We start from the raw sequence: 14,035 nt of genomic DNA, 5'->3' as shown, positions 1-14,035 counted from the left end.
CCCGGCACCAGCCCCAGCAACCCCCAAGAACTGCCCCGCAACAACCTGGCCGCCTTCAACGCCGCCACCGGCCAACCGCTCCCCTGGGCACCCGACGTCCAAGCCGTCCCCGGCAAGCAAGACATCGTCCAGGACCTGCACGCCGCCCCCAACGGCCGCACCCTGTACGTCTCCGGCAGCTTCATCACCGTCAACGGCGAGCCACGCACCCGCATCGCCGCCTTCACCCTGCCCGACGGCACCCTCACCGGCTTCCGGCACAACGTCGACGCCGCCGTCGAAACCCTCGCCGCCACCGACACCACCCTCTACGCCGGAGGCATCTTCACCACCGTCGACGGCACCCCCCGCCAGCGCCTGGCCGCCTTCAACGCCGCCACCGGCGCCCTCACCCCCTGGGCCCCGGCCGCCGACCGCCGCGTCATGACCATGACCCTCTCCCCCGACCAGACCCAGGTCATCATCGGCGGCAAGTTCAACACCATCAACGGCAACCCCCCACACGGCCTCGGCGCCGTCCGCACCGACACCACCGGCACCAGCGCCCCCTGGCAAACCGGCCTGCCCTACTTCACCGACACCCGCCACTCCTGGGCCACCGACCTTGTCGCCGACACCGCCACCGACTCCATCCACGTCAGCGCCGCCGGCGCCAACACCTTCGACGGACGCCTGGCCATCGACCCCAACGGCGGACACCTGCGCTGGATCGACAACTGCAAGGGCGGCACCGAAGCCATCGCCCTCATCGGCGGCATCCTGTACAGCGGCTCCCACGCCCACGACTGCTCCAGCCAACCCGACGGATTTCCCGCCATCGACGGCTACCAACGCCTCCTCGCCGAACCCGCCCAACTCAGCGGCACCGACACCCCGCCCATCCTGCACTGGTTCCCCACCACCAACGCCGGCCCCGATGGTGGCCAAGGCCCCCGCGCCATGGACAGCAACGACCATTACCTCTGGGTCGGCGGCGACTTCACCGCCGTTAACCAACGACCCCAGCAATCACTCACCCGCTTCGGCACTCTCACCGTCACCAACGACACCAACCCACCCGAACCACTCACCAAACCGGTGGTCACCAAACTCGACGGCACCACCGGCACCCTTCAGATCACATGGACCCAAACCTGGGACCGCGACAACAACAACCTCACCTACCAAGTCATCCGCGACGGCACCACCGTCATCCACACCCTCGACTCATCCTCCAAATTCTGGGACCTGAAAACCCTCACCCACATCGACACCGGACTCGCCCCCGGCACTACCCACACCTACTCGATCCGCGCCACCGACCACTACGGAAACACCACCCAATCCCGCGCAAGCGACCCCGTCCAAACCGGTCAGCCGAGCAAGTCGAGCCCCACATGAAGCCTCAACTGCCCCGGCAGAACCCCTCTGCCTATTCAAACGGACGATCTCTAACTGATGAAGACAGACAAGCAAGGGATTCATTCAATTGAGTGCCGCTCACGCAGAGAACCCACGTCAACTCCGTGGCCGTTATCGCCGCGTGCTAGCCGGCTTGGGTTCCACAATGCTGGTCACCATCTCCCTCATCGCGATGACACCCCAGTCCGCGAAGGCGGATACCTCGCCCTCATTAGGCGAGCCTGTCACCGTCACCGCGGACGCATTGCCGACCTGGCAGACCGACGGTGTCATATGGTCCATCGCCATGGTCGGCAACACAGCCTACGTCGGCGGCAACTTCGACCACATCCGCCCGCCCGGCACCCAGCCCGGCGACCCCCACGAAATCCCACGCCAGAATCTCGCCGCGTTCAATGCCGCCACTGGAGAGCCGCTACCGTGGAGCCCAGCAGCTGAAGGCGTCCCGTTTACGTCGACTAATCCACAAAAAGGCTGCGATAACCTTGGCAACAATCAATGGAACTGCGACGCCGTACGAGAACTGAAAGCCTCACCCGACGGAAGCAAACTGTACATCGGCGGCGACTTCACCAAAGTCGACGGCCAGGCGCGCAAGAGGATCGCCGCCTTCAATCTGCCCGACGGCACCCTGAACTCCTTTTCACACGATCTCAACAATGCCGTCAGAGGCCTCGCCGTCAGTGACACCGCCGTGTACGCCGGCGGCTACTTCACCGCGATCGACGGTGCCGCTCGCCAGCGCTTGGCTGCCTTCGACACCGCCACCGGCGCACTGACCACCTGGGCCCCCACCGCCGACCGCGGCGTGCACGCCATGGTCGTCTCGCCCGACGGCAGCCGCGTCGTCCTCGGCGGCTACTTCAAACAGGTCAACGGCAACCCTCCGCACGGTCTCGGCGCCGTCCACACCGATGCCACCGGGACCAGCGCACCATGGGCGACCGGCGTCGACTACTTCTCCGAGACCCGCCAGTCGCACGTCACCGACCTGGTGACCGACGACGACACGGTCTACGCCAGCGCAGAAGGCGCCGGAACCTTCGACGGGCGGCTCGCCCTCAACCCCGATGACGGGGAACTGCGCTGGATCGACAATTGCCGCGGGGCGACTCAAGCGCTCACATTGCTCGCGGGAGTCCTCTACAGCGGCTCTCACGCGCACGACTGCAGCACCCAACCCGACGGCTTCCCCGAACTAACCGAACACCCAGCCCAACGCCTGCTGGCCGAACCCACCAAGCCCGCCACCGAGACCCCCGCCATCCTGCATTGGTTCCCCAACACCAACAACGGCACCGAGCCCGACCATCAAGGCCCCCGAGCTCTGGACAACAACGGCCACTACCTGTGGGTCGGCGGGGAATTCACCGCAGTCAACAGCCAGCCACAACAAGGCCTCACCAGATTCGGGACCATGTCCGTCACAACCGACACCGACAAGCCGGTATCACTCGCCAAACCGACGGTCAGCCAACCCGCCGGGACCACCGGCACCGTCAAGATCGACTGGACCCAGACCTGGGACCGCGACAACAAGAACCTGAAATACGAACTCCTCCGCGGCAACACCGTCACCCATACCACCGAAGCACGGTCCCGATTCTGGAACCTGCAGCCGATGACCTACAACGACACTGGCCTGCCCAACGGCAGCACGCACACCTACTCCATACGAGCCATCGACCCCTTCGGCAACACAATCTGGTCACCCCAAAGCGACCCAATCCAAATCGACTGACCCTTTCAGGCGTAGCAACCGAACCCAGCATCGGCCATCGCTCTCGCCGCGACCGGCGTCAACCCTGCAGGAGACGCGCTGCAGTGCCGCGGCATCCCTCTTACGGGTCGTATCAGACTCGCTAACCAACCCAACCACGCCCTGCAGCACCGAACCCACACAGGGCCATGATCTGGAAGCGGCGGGCCAGGCCCGGGGGGTGTCGTCGAGGCGGACGGTGGCGACGCGCAGGCGTCCGGCGGGCTCGGCGGCGATCTGTTCCAGCACGGGCACCAGGGCCTTGCAGGGCCCGCAGCCTTCCCAGAAGTCGACCAGGAGCGGCTCGGCCGCGCGGGCCAGTTCGGCGTCGAAGTCGGCCTCGGTCAGCGCGGTCAGCGCGGTCGTGTTCACGATGCGGCTCCTGTCCCGGGGTCACGCGCGGGTGGCGGCACCGAGGATCTGCGGGGCTGTCCGGAAGAGCACGCCGGTGTCGGCGCTGGTGAGGGTGTCAACGTGGCCGGTGGCGAAGCCGGCGTTCTTGATGGCGGTGAGGGTGTCGCGGGAGCAGTGGCAGCCGCCTCCGAACCACGGCCAGATGCCGGAGGCGTCCAGGGTCCGCTGAACGCGCCGCCGGGCGGTGCGGGGGTTGCGGACGTGTTCGAGGAACCGCAGTTGGCCGACGGGCTTCAGGATCCGGGCGATCTCGGCGAGGGCGGCGGCCTGGTCGGGCACCGAGCAGGACGCAGGAGGCGAAACCGAACGTGCCTGCATCACTCAAACTCAAGTTGAGCGACGGTGCCCGCCCCAGACGAGGCGAGTCTGGATGGTTTGCCGGATGGCCCGGACGGCGCGTCCGCCGAGGGTTCTCTAGTTCGCCGAGTGGGAGGGGGTGGAGGTGAGGGTGGTCCAAGCGGCCATGGCGCAGGTGATGACCGCTTCCAGTTCGTCGCGGGTGGCGCCGTCGCGGGCCTGGACGGATAGGCCCTGCACCACCGTGGTGTAGTAGCGGGCGATGGCGTCGAGGGCGGCGGGCGGCGCGGTGAGGTCGCCGTCGGTGACGCCGCGGACGAGCCGGTCCCTGACGGTGCTGAGCATGTCGCGCCGCAGCTCGGCCAGGAACTCCCGGACCTCGTGGTTCTCCTCGGCGCCGGTCGGCGCGGCCAGGATGAGCATGCAGTAGTGCGGCGCGTCCGGACGGGTGATCTCGTCGGCCGTGGCGCGCAGCATGGCATGGATCGCGGCACGCGTGGACGGGTGTTCGCGCAGCGCGCTCCGGGGGCGTCCACCCGAGGTCGTGCCGTAGAGCGCCATGACCTTGCGGAACAGCTCCTGCTTGCTGCCGAAGCAGGCGTAGATGCTGGCCGAGGCGATTCCCATGGCCTGCGCGAGGTCGTTGAGCGACGTGCCCTCGTAGCCCCGCTCCCAGAACAGGCCCAGCGCCGTGCGCAGGGCGGTGTCGGGGTCGAACGTGCGCGGCCTGCCGCGAGCAGCCATCCAGCGTCCTCCGAGATTTCTTTGTCGTTCGATCAACTTTACCTTGACCCGCGTTCCGGCGTCATGCCACGATTTGTTGGCCGTTCGATAAACAAATAGGAAGGCGGCCGCCGTGAGCATCCTCTCCACCATGCGCGCCCTGGAGCAGACGTCGCTGGACGGCCCGCAGGACCTGCGCCTGATCTCCAACGCGCCGGTACCGAGCCCCGGGCCGGGCGAGATCCTGATCCGGGTCACCGCTGCCGGTGTCAACTTCGTCGATGTCTCACAGGCCCGCGGCACGTTCGCGAGCGGTCCGCAGCCGCCGTATCTGGCGGGCATCGAGGGCGCCGGTGAGGTCATCGCTGTCGGCGACGGGGTGTCCGACCTGGAGCCCGGTGCCCACGTCATCGGCGTCGCCATCGGAGGCGGTGCCTTCGCCGAGTACATGGTGCTGCCCGCGGCCGCCGCGCTTCCCGTACCGGCGGGATGGACGGACGAGCAGGCGCTGGGCCTGGTCGTGAACTGGCCGACCGCGCTGGCAGCGCTCAAGCCCCTGGGCGGGCTCACCGCGGGTCAGACCGTGCTGATCCACGCGGCGGCCGGCGGGACGGGGCAGGCCGCCGTGAAGATGGCCAAGCACTTCGGCGCGACGGTGATCGCCACGGCCTCGCCGGGCAAGCACGAGGTGGTCCGGGCTCTGGGCGCCGACCAGGTCCTCGACTCCCGCGACGCCCGCCTCACCGCCGAGGTCCTGGCTCTCACGGGAGGCGCGGGCGCCGACCTGGTCCTGGAGTCGGCCGGAGGTCCTGGCTTGGACGCCAGCATGGCCGCGACCAAACGGGTCACCGGACGGGTCGTCGTCTACGGCTTGGCCGGAGGCGAATCCGCGATCACCAACTGGGACCTTGTCTACAAGCACCAGATCCACGTCATCGGCCTGAACATCGGCATCCTGATCCAGGCCGCTCCGGAAATCTTCGGCGAGGTCATGGGCCAGTTGTTCGGGCTCCTCGCCGCCGGGGTGCTCGGCCCCGGCCAGCCCACCGTGTATGACCTGGCCGAAGGCCCCAAAGCGCTCACCGAGCTGGAAGCTCGGGCCACGGTGGGCAAACTGGCACTTCTCCCCTGAACCAACCAGGCTCAGCAGGATCGCTCGTATTCGACCTGATCGACAGAGTTGCCGTCGCCATAGTCGAAAGGACGTGCGGCACCGGACTCAACGAACCCGCACTTGGTGTAGAAGCGGCGAGATTGCGGGGTGTCGCGCAGCGTCCACAGGTGTACGCGAGCGAATCCGTCGTCCCTGAGTCGACGCAGCGTGTCGGTCATCAACGTGGCGGCGATGCCGCCGCCCCAGCCGTCGGGGTGGCAGTAGAAGGCGAAGAGTTCTGCGAGACCTGGCCGGGTCGGGGACGGGCGCGTGAGCGACAGCGCCAGGGGGCGGCCGTCCAGCTCGGCGAGCAGGATCGTCCCCGTCCCGTCCGCGATCCGCTCGTGCCACCGAGTGCGTCTGCTCGCGACGGCCTGCGCGGCGAACTCCTTCGGGAAGAAGGGCGCGTGGGACGCCTCCCAGGACGCGGCATGGATCTCGCCGAGCGCGTCCCCGTCCTCCGGCCGGGCGGGACGAACCTCGATCATCCGGCCAATCTACCCACCGGGCGGACCGGTGCCGGAGGCGGCGATAGCCGGAATCATGGCCCCGGGACGACGCATCCGACGAGTTCGGCCGATCGGTTCCACACGCGGCGCTGAAGCATCTGGTCGCGCCGGGTGCGGGTGGCGGGCAAGAGGTGAAGGCCCGGGACGGAGCTGTAGAAGCGGCCGCCGCGGCCGTCGAACTCGGGATCTGTGGCGAGGCGGACGGCGGGCTTCGCGCCCTGGGCCGCCCCGCTGATCAGCGGGGTCCTGACCAGCGGGGTGCGGGCGACGATGCGGGCCGCCCGGCCCATCAGCGGGACGTCGCGCACGATGTCGGACGCGACCGGGCCCGGGCACATGGAGTTCACGGTCACCTCGGTCTGCCGGGCGGCCAGTTCCTGGGCGAACAGGATGTTGTAGAGCTTGGTGCGTCCATAGGCGCGGATGGATTCGCACCAGGGGTAGTCGACAGGGTCGGCCAGATGTTCGACGTCCACCCGGTAGGCGATGCGGTACGTCTCGGACGCGACCATGACGACCCGTCCGCGTGCGGCCTTCAGCGGTTCGAGGAGAAGATTCGTCAGCAGGAACGGACCAAGGTGGTTCGTGGCGACCATGCGATCGAAGCCGTCGCAGGTGACGTGCGGGCGGAGGTCGTGGATTCCGGCGTTGTTGACCAGGACGTCGATGGCCGCGTACCGGTCCCGGAGTTCACCCGCGACCCGCCGGACGTCCGACATGACGGACAGGTCGGCGAGAAAGGGCTCGATGACGGCGCCGGGAGCGCTGTTTCGCAGCTCGGCCAGCGTGGCCCTGGTCTTGTCGGGGTTGCGGCAGATGATCGCGACCCGGTGGCCACGGCGGGCCAGCGCTCGCGCGGTCTCCTTGCCGATCCCGGACGTCGCGCCCGTCACCAGGCTGATCGTCTCGTTCACGGGCCCGCGTCCCGGTCGGCCGGCGCCGGCATCCTCGCCGCCGGACGGTCGTCAATGATCATCGGTTCTCCCAGGGGTGATCGGATCGTGCGTCCAGAGGAGCTCGCCGGTGTCGGAGCTCAGGGCCACTGGAGCAGCGACAGTTCACAGCTCAGGCCCGGCCCGAAGGCCATGAGGACACCCCGGGTGCCCCTGGGCACATTGGCGGTGTCCACCCGTTGGAGGACGTGGAGGATCGACGCGCCGACCATGTTGCCGGTGCGGGCCAGGGCGTCGTAGGAGACCTGGAAGGCGTCAGGGTCGATGGCGAGTCCGCGCGCGACGTGGTCGAGGACCTTGGCGCTGCCGGGATGGCAGAGCCAGGCTCCGATGTCGGCGGTCCCCAGGCCGTGGCGTGCCAGGAGGGTGCCGACCGCTGCCGGCGCCGCCTCCTCGAAGGCGTCCCCGATGCCTGGCTCCAGGAAGGTGCGCAGGCCGTGCTCTTCGACGAGCCAGCCCACCATGTGCCGGGTTCCGGGGATGAAGGAGCTGTAGGTGTCGAGGATGCGCGGACCTGTTCCGTGGACGGCGGCGGCGCGGCGCGCTCCGGCCATCACGATCACCCCGCAGCCGTCGCCGAACAGCGAGCACTCCACGACCCTGGTCAAGGTCATCGGCGAAGTGCCGAGCAGGATCGAGGGCAGGTCGCAGACGACGCCGACCGCCAGGTGGTCCGGGTGACCGCGCATGTGGTCGTGTATCCGTCCGATCAGCGCGGCACCGCCCGCGCAACCGGCGGGCGGCATGCCGATGCGCTGGACGTCGGTGCGCAGTCCCAGGGCGGTGGCTATCTCGACGTCCACGTGGGGTGCGCTCAGCGTGGTGTAGGTCGTGGTCGCCAGCAGGTCGACCTGGTCCGGAGGCGTCGCCAGTTCGCTGAGAGCGCCGCGGATCGCCGCCACGCTCTGCTCGATCACCGCCTGCCGCTGCTGCGCCAGCGCCCGGGTGGAGGAGCGCCGGCCGAGCTGTTCCAGCGGAAGGCTGGTGTGGCGTGTGCGGACGCCGGAGTTGGTGAAGATCCGCCGGATCAGCCCGTCACTGCAGGGTGGACGTTCGGCAGCGGAGATCAGGCGTTTGACGGCCGCGATTGCTTCGGCGTTGTCGTACTGGTGCGGTGGTAGGTCGACGCGTGCATGAAGGATCTGGCTCTGGCCGGGCGCATACATGGAGGTCCTCTACTGGCGGGTCTTCATGGAAGGCATCGGACGCTCATGGCCGAGAGACGGCCGCATGGCGTTGGCAGAGGTCGGTGCGGGCGGACGGCGGCGAACGGCGGTCGTCGCGCCGTCACGCCGTGGCGGGGGCTCGGTCAAAGGAGGTGGGACGTCTGGCGGCGGGCCAGGCCGTCGCAGGCGGCCTGGGCGTGGCGGGCGGACCTGACCAGACGGTGCAACTGGACGGGAATCGCCGGGGAGACTCCCGCCAAGCGGGTGAACTGCCGTACGTACCAGGGCGCGACCACGACCTCCGCTGTGTCGTCGCGTATGGCCTGGCAGACGGCGTCGGCGACCTGCTGGGCCGTGCAGGTCGGGAAGTAGGAGGGCAGCGGCGACGGCAGGCGGGTGACCATGCCGGCGTCGCGGACGAAGATGGGGCAGATGACCGAGACGCCGACGCCGCGGGGGGCCAGATCGGCGCGGATCGCGTGGGCGAAGCCGCGCAGCCCGTGCTTGGTGGCGCAGTAGAGCGCCATCCGGGGGACGGCGATCCGGCCGCCCAGCGCGCTCATGAAGACCAGGTGCCCGGTGCCCCGGGCGGTCATCTGCTCGACGGCGAGGCGCGCCATCCTCATGGGGGCGCGCAGGTTGACGTCCAGGACCGTGTCGATGTCGTCGAGGGTGTAGTGGGTCAGCGGCCCGGGGGCCGTGACGCCGGCGTTGGCGATCAGGATGTCGATGGGCCCGGCCTGCCTCATCAGCTGGGCGATGTCGTCGTCATTCGTGATGTCGGCGGTGACGACCTGGCCGTTCAGCTCGGCGGCGAGCTCGGCGAGGACGGCGGTGTCGCGGCCGGTCAGGACGGTGCGGGTGTCGTGGGCGGCGAGGGTGCGGGCGATGGCCTGGCCGAGTCCTCCTGTCGCGCCGGTTATCAGAGCGGTCTTTCCGGTCAGTCGCATGGGTGTGTCCTTTACGCGCTGTAGACGGTTCATTACTGCCCCTATAGTCACACATAGTAGTCAATTGAATGCATGGTGCATTGGTGGTGCGAAGTCCTGACAGGAGTGGCCGCCGCGAGCGGATGCCCTTCCGGGACGGTTAGCGCCGCGTCGATGCGTCACGCGGTCCGCCTCCGCGCGACCGCCTCCGCGCAACGAATGGAGGGATGGACCTATGGCGACACATGACGGGGCGTCCGCGGCGCTCACCGGGCCGGGCTGTCCGGTGCCCGGCCCGAGCCGGTGGAACCCGCGGGCGTGGCACGCCTTCCTGCTCCGTGTCGAGCAGTTCGACTGGGCCTTCGACCGCTACGGCGACATCTTCACCCTGTGGACGCCGGGCGTCGGACGGGTGGCCGTGCTGCGCGACGCTGAGCTGATCAGCACCGCGCTGGCCGCCGAACCGGGTCTGGCGTCGTTCAACGCGCGTCCGACCGCCGTCCTGTGGGGGCCGCGGTCGGTGTTCACCCAGGAGGGGGCGGAGCATCAGCGGCTGCGCAAGCTGATGCTGCCCGGTCTGGGCGTCAAGGCGATCCGGCGGCACCGCGCCGACGTCGCCGCGGTGGCCGAGGCGATGGTGGACGCCTTCCCCGCGCCCGGAACACCGTTCGCGCTGCTCCCCCGCGTGCAGGACGCTGTCCTGCGGGCGATGCTGCGCATGCTCTTCAGCCTGGACGACCAGGCGATGCGAACTTGGTCGCCGCCGGTCGCCGCGCTGATGCGGGTGGGGGCGTCGGAGCGGACGACCGTCCGGTTCGCGCTGCGGCGGGCGGGGGCGATGCGCGTGTGGCCGGCGTTCTACCGGGCGCGGGCGCACTGCGGCGGGCTCGTCCAGCAGGAGATCGCTCGCCGCCGTCGCGGGCAGTGCGGCGACGACATCTTCGGCACCCTGATGCAAGCGCGCACGCCCGAGGGCGCCGGGCTGACCGACGCCGCGCTGGTCGACCAGGCCATCAGCTTCATGTTCGCCGGTCAGATCACCAGCAGCCTGGGGCTCGCCTGGGCGGTGGAACGGCTCGTCCGGAACCCGCGGGCGCTGGACCGGCTGACCGACGAGGCGGTCACGGGCGAGGGCGACGCGTACGCCACCGCGGTGGCCTCCGAGGCGATGCGGCAGCGTCCGCCCACCGGCGTGATCCCCCTCGGGACGGTGCGGGAGCCGCTCAACCTGGGCGGGTACCGGATCGAGGCGGGCACCGGGATCGTGGTGGCGCCCCGTCCGCTGCACCACAACCCGCGATATTTCACCGACCCGCACGTGTTCCGGCCCGAGCGTTTCCTGGGCGACCGGCTGGTCCGGCACAGCTGGATGCCGTTCGGCGCCGGCGCGCGGCTCTGCGTCGGCCGGCACCTGGCGCTGCTGCAGATCACCACGTTCCTGCAGGTCCTGGCCCACCGCGTGACGCTGCGCGCGGTCGAGACGCGCGACGAGCCGATCCACCGGATCGTCTTCAGCCTCCATCCCGGAAACGGATGCCTGATCACCGCCGAACCACGCGGCCCCGCCGACCGTCTCCCAACCGAGCCGGGCGAACAACCCGGGGCCCCGCCCGACAGGGGTTGCGGGCGGGCGTCCACCGGGCGGGCACCGGGAACGGATTCCCGGCCGGACGGCGCAGGCGGAGAGAGCGCATGAACCCGCCGCACGCCCGGGTCACCACCGTCTCGGCATACCTGCCCGACACCCTGTTGAGCACCCCCGACCTCGAAGAACGACTCGCCGCCCGCAACCCGCACCTGCGCATCCCCCGAGGCGTCATCGAACGCGTCACCGGTGTGCGCTTCCGGCACCTGGCGCCCGCGGGCATGATGCCCTCGGACCTGGCCGTGGCCGCGGCCGGGGACCTGCTGGACCGGGCCGGACGGCGGCCCACCGACCCCGACCTGATCATCTACGCGGGCGTCGGGCTCGACGCGATCGAGCCGGCCACGGCCCACATGGTGGCGGCCAAGCTCGGCGCCCGCTGCCCCGTCTTCGACGTCCGCAACGCCTGCAACGGCGTGCTGAACGCCATCGAGCTGGCCGAAGCGCTGATCGTCACCGGACGCTGCGGCACCGTCCTGATCGCCTGCGGGGAGCTGGCGAGCACGGCCATCCGCTGGGACCTGGCCTCGGCCGCCGACTTCACCGCCGCGATCCCGTCCTACACCGTGTCCGACTCCGGCGCCGCGCTTCTGGTCGAGGCCGGCACCACCCCCGGAATCCTGGGCCACCACGCCCTGGCCGTCTCCAGCGCCTACCAGGCCGCCATCGTGCCCCTGGTCCGCACCGGCTCAGGCGGGATGCGAGTCGGCCGTTTCACCGTCGACTCCCTGCAACTGGCGGCCGCGATCAGAAACCTCGGCCCCGCCGTCTGGGAGAAGCCGCTCGCCGAGCACGGGGTCGGCTGGGACGACCTGGCCGCGATCTGCCTGCACCAGACCTCCCGGCCGGCCCTTCAGACCTTCTGCCAGTACGCCGACGTCCCCCTCGAAAAGGTCGAGATCACCATCACCGACCACGGCAACCTGGTGGCCGCCACGCTGGCGGCGCAGCTCGCCGCCGCCACCACCGCGGGCCGGGTCCGGTCCGGCGACCTCGTCGCGCTGATCGGCCTGGCCAGCGGCATCAGCGGCGGCACCCTGCTGTTGCGCTGGTGACCCAGAACCGCCCTGGCGCCGCCCTCGTCGCCGCCCGCAACGTTCCCGCAGAAAAGGAAGGGACTTGTCCGTGGAGTCCGTACCAGCGAACTATGTCGATCGCACCATGCTCGTCCTTCACCGGCTGGACGAGCCGAACTGGTATATCGGAGCCGGAATACGCTATGCCGGGGCCCTTCCGTCCCACGAACATTTCCGCCGGTTCGTGCTCGCCGCGATCGACGCCGCTCCCGTCCTCCGCTATCGCCGCACCGGCCGGATACGCACGGCGAAATGGGTCCCGGACCACGAAATCGACGTCGATCAGCACATTGAGTATCATCGCCTGCCTCCGGGAGGCGACCCCTACAACGCCGCAATGCGGGCGATCCGGTACACCTCCCTGCCGATGGACCGGCCGCTCTGGAAAGTTCACCTTCTCCACGGCTACAAAACCGGCGAGTACACGCTGTGCTACCAGGCCAGTCACGCGTTCCAGGACGGCATGAGCGCCATGGCGACGCTGCGGGCGGTCATGACCGGCGTCCCCCTGCGGCCGCCCCCGGTCACCCGCTACCCGGGACGATCCACGCTCTGCGGCATCCTGCGGACCCTGCCTGAACTGCGCCCTTACCCATCGGACCCACGCTGGCGGCCCCCCGCGGACACCACGGGCGCCCTGCTGTTTCGCGTCGCCCACCTGAATCTGGACACCGTCCAGGAAATCGCGGCCCGCACCGATTGCGGCCCCGCTCAGGTCACGCTGGCCGCGGTCACCGGTGCGATGCACCATTGGAACCCCCGCCGCAAGGGCGGGCCGCACCGGCGGCCCCGCGCTTTCAACGTCTTCATGCCGACCAGCTTCGGCGACGGACGCCGAAACGGCGGTCTTGGAACCCACTCCGGCATAATGCCCCTCGTATTGCCAGGCGACGAGCCGTCGCCATATCGGCGGCTCCTCGCCATACGGGAAGCGGTATCTCTCAAACACGTCATCAGCCTGCGCAGGAACCAGTCGTTCGTCGACGGGCTCGGCTTCCCACCGGCCCGGATCGTCGAATCGGTGATGCGGCTGACCGATCCCATGGCCTCGATACTGACGCGAGGCCACATAGTGTTCACCATGCTCCCCGCCAACTCCTTCGAGATACCCGACGCGATCGACTTGTTCATCGTCCCGCCGCTGCCCTGGAGAATCGGCGCCTACTTCAACGCGGTGCACAGCAGCACCGGCATCACCATCGGCTGCGGGATGAACGGTGATCTTCCCGACGTCGATCAGTTCCCCGATCTCATCCAGGACGCGCTCACCGAACTACACGACGCAACCGCGCAGATGACACGGCGCTGAAGGCTCGTCCGACACGATCGATAAGGGGGACGCTATGGAGAACCCACACCGCACTCCACTGCCATCAGACCCGCCGCTGGAACCGGCCATGGATCTGCCGGCCACCACCGCCCTGCCCACCCCCGGCAGCGCACCCGCGGGCGAGACGTCCGACACGCTCGGCGACGCAGCCGCCGACCTTCCGCAAGCGCTGCCCGGCGGAAGCCTGCTGGCACTGCCCCTGGCCATCGCCGCCCACCTGATCGACAACCTGCACCACAGTCTCTTGGACACGGTCGGCTTCGCCAGGATCCGCCTCGCCGAGGTCCTGGTCGGCCGCAGCCTTTCCCACCTGCCCGGCCTGCCCGCCACCGACCAGCTACAACAAGCCACCCAGTCCCTGTCCGGGCCCGCCACCGACCACCTGACCGGTACGCCTTCCACCACCGAACCCGGCACCAGCCCCAGCGCGGCAGCCGCCCCCGCCCGCGCAGCCGGCGAAGCCACCAACTCGATCACCGACATCACCGGCCCATAGCGACAACGGGCAAGGAGGGACGGCTTCTTTGCCACCCGCCCCCGGAGCCCAGACGTCCGCTCGGGAGACGGGCCAATTCGGAGGGCAGGCCAACTCGGAGAGCAGGTCAACGCGGGGACGGGCCAACTCGGGACGGGTCAGGTGGCGGGGCGGTCGTTCAGGACGCGGCGGCGCAGGTGGGGGA

Annotated in this window: 14 protein-coding genes; 7 read left to right on the top strand and 7 right to left on the bottom strand. The window is 69.4% G+C overall.

Annotated elements, in window-relative coordinates; genetic code table 11:
* Together E1287_RS44305 and E1287_RS37135 are read left to right on the top strand one after the other, a co-directional pair.
* A partial coding sequence (locus E1287_RS44305) for a hypothetical protein (protein ID WP_165969390.1) occupies positions 1–1,380 on the top strand: 1,380 nt, incomplete at its 5' end.
* A 166-nt stretch (positions 1,381–1,546) separates the two neighbouring features.
* Complete coding sequence (locus tag E1287_RS37135) at positions 1,547–3,142, top strand: hypothetical protein (RefSeq protein WP_131969971.1); 1,596 nt, start codon at positions 1,547–1,549, stop codon at positions 3,140–3,142.
* On the opposite strand, the gene E1287_RS37130 is transcribed toward E1287_RS37135, so the two are convergent.
* From E1287_RS37130 to E1287_RS37120, 3 genes are all read right to left on the bottom strand, one after another.
* A complete protein-coding gene (locus tag E1287_RS37130) occupies positions 3,110–3,532 on the bottom strand; it encodes a thioredoxin domain-containing protein (RefSeq protein ID WP_207934687.1) in 423 nt (140 codons plus the stop codon). The two genes, E1287_RS37135 and E1287_RS37130, sit on opposite strands and share 33 nt — an antisense overlap.
* Before the next feature lie 21 nt (positions 3,533–3,553).
* Positions 3,554–3,892, bottom strand: coding sequence for a hypothetical protein (locus E1287_RS37125; RefSeq protein WP_131969970.1), 339 nt, complete (start codon positions 3,890–3,892; stop codon positions 3,554–3,556).
* Positions 3,893–3,988: 96 nt separating this feature from the next.
* Positions 3,989–4,615, bottom strand: a complete 627-nt coding sequence (locus E1287_RS37120; RefSeq protein ID WP_131969969.1) for a TetR/AcrR family transcriptional regulator — start codon at positions 4,613–4,615, stop codon at positions 3,989–3,991.
* A 112-nt stretch (positions 4,616–4,727) separates the two neighbouring features.
* Between E1287_RS37120 and E1287_RS37115 the strand changes: the two genes are divergently transcribed.
* Positions 4,728–5,726 (top strand): zinc-binding dehydrogenase, encoded by a 999-nt coding sequence (locus E1287_RS37115; RefSeq protein ID WP_131969968.1) that lies wholly within the window; start codon positions 4,728–4,730, stop codon positions 5,724–5,726.
* A gap of 11 nt (positions 5,727–5,737) precedes the next feature.
* On the opposite strand, the gene E1287_RS37110 is transcribed toward E1287_RS37115, so the two are convergent.
* The 4 genes from E1287_RS37110 to E1287_RS37095 form a co-directional block, all read right to left on the bottom strand.
* Positions 5,738–6,235, bottom strand: a complete 498-nt coding sequence (locus E1287_RS37110; protein ID WP_131969967.1) for a GNAT family N-acetyltransferase — start codon at positions 6,233–6,235, stop codon at positions 5,738–5,740.
* A gap of 53 nt (positions 6,236–6,288) precedes the next feature.
* Positions 6,289–7,170, bottom strand: a complete 882-nt coding sequence (locus E1287_RS37105; RefSeq protein WP_131969966.1) for an SDR family NAD(P)-dependent oxidoreductase — start codon at positions 7,168–7,170, stop codon at positions 6,289–6,291.
* 119 nt (positions 7,171–7,289) lie between these two features.
* Complete coding sequence (locus E1287_RS37100; protein ID WP_131969965.1) at positions 7,290–8,375, bottom strand: 3-oxoacyl-[acyl-carrier-protein] synthase III C-terminal domain-containing protein; 1,086 nt, start codon at positions 8,373–8,375, stop codon at positions 7,290–7,292.
* Between the two features lie 143 nt (positions 8,376–8,518).
* The gene (locus tag E1287_RS37095; protein WP_165969389.1) at positions 8,519–9,325 is read right to left on the bottom strand and encodes an SDR family oxidoreductase; all 807 of its coding nucleotides are present in this window, start codon (positions 9,323–9,325) and stop codon (positions 8,519–8,521) included.
* A gap of 214 nt (positions 9,326–9,539) precedes the next feature.
* On the opposite strand from E1287_RS37095, the gene E1287_RS37090 reads away from it, so the two are divergent.
* The 4 genes from E1287_RS37090 (at position 9,540) to E1287_RS37075 (ending at position 13,851) form a co-directional block, all read left to right on the top strand.
* Positions 9,540–11,000 (top strand): cytochrome P450, encoded by a 1,461-nt coding sequence (locus tag E1287_RS37090; protein ID WP_131969963.1) that lies wholly within the window; start codon positions 9,540–9,542, stop codon positions 10,998–11,000.
* On the top strand, positions 10,997–12,004 hold the full coding sequence (locus E1287_RS37085; protein WP_131969962.1) for a 3-oxoacyl-[acyl-carrier-protein] synthase III C-terminal domain-containing protein: 1,008 nt from the start codon (positions 10,997–10,999) through the stop codon (positions 12,002–12,004). The genes E1287_RS37090 and E1287_RS37085 overlap by 4 nt, the downstream gene beginning before the upstream one ends.
* 70 nt (positions 12,005–12,074) lie before the next feature.
* On the top strand, positions 12,075–13,334 hold the full coding sequence (locus E1287_RS37080; protein ID WP_243719697.1) for a wax ester/triacylglycerol synthase family O-acyltransferase: 1,260 nt from the start codon (positions 12,075–12,077) through the stop codon (positions 13,332–13,334).
* Positions 13,335–13,422: 88 nt separating this feature from the next.
* Complete coding sequence (locus E1287_RS37075) at positions 13,423–13,851, top strand: hypothetical protein (RefSeq protein ID WP_131969960.1); 429 nt, start codon at positions 13,423–13,425, stop codon at positions 13,849–13,851.
* Positions 13,852–14,035 lie beyond the last annotated feature (184 nt).

The organism is Actinomadura sp. KC06 (assembly GCF_004348735.1).
Classification (GTDB): Bacteria; Actinomycetota; Actinomycetes; order Streptosporangiales; family Streptosporangiaceae; genus Spirillospora.
Note: the sequence above shows the minus strand (reverse complement) of the source record. Positions and strands in the feature narration are given on the sequence as shown.

What these genes read in the sequence shown, in the direction of transcription:
- E1287_RS37135 (WP_131969971.1), top strand. Translation starts at nt 1,547, where the DNA reads ATGCTGGTCACCATCTCCCTCATCGCGATGACACCCCAGTCCGCGAAG.
- E1287_RS37125 (WP_131969970.1), bottom strand. Translation starts at nt 3,892, where the DNA reads ATGCAGGCACGTTCGGTTTCGCCTCCTGCGTCCTGCTCGGTGCCCGAC.
- E1287_RS37120 (WP_131969969.1), bottom strand. Translation starts at nt 4,615, where the DNA reads ATGGCTGCTCGCGGCAGGCCGCGCACGTTCGACCCCGACACCGCCCTG.
- E1287_RS37110 (WP_131969967.1), bottom strand. Translation starts at nt 6,235, where the DNA reads ATGATCGAGGTTCGTCCCGCCCGGCCGGAGGACGGGGACGCGCTCGGC.
- E1287_RS37100 (WP_131969965.1), bottom strand. Translation starts at nt 8,375, where the DNA reads ATGTATGCGCCCGGCCAGAGCCAGATCCTTCATGCACGCGTCGACCTA.
- E1287_RS37095 (WP_165969389.1), bottom strand. Translation starts at nt 9,325, where the DNA reads ATGCGACTGACCGGAAAGACCGCTCTGATAACCGGCGCGACAGGAGGA.
- E1287_RS37090 (WP_131969963.1), top strand. Translation starts at nt 9,540, where the DNA reads ATGGCGACACATGACGGGGCGTCCGCGGCGCTCACCGGGCCGGGCTGT.
- E1287_RS37085 (WP_131969962.1), top strand. Translation starts at nt 10,997, where the DNA reads ATGAACCCGCCGCACGCCCGGGTCACCACCGTCTCGGCATACCTGCCC.
- E1287_RS37075 (WP_131969960.1), top strand. Translation starts at nt 13,423, where the DNA reads ATGGATCTGCCGGCCACCACCGCCCTGCCCACCCCCGGCAGCGCACCC.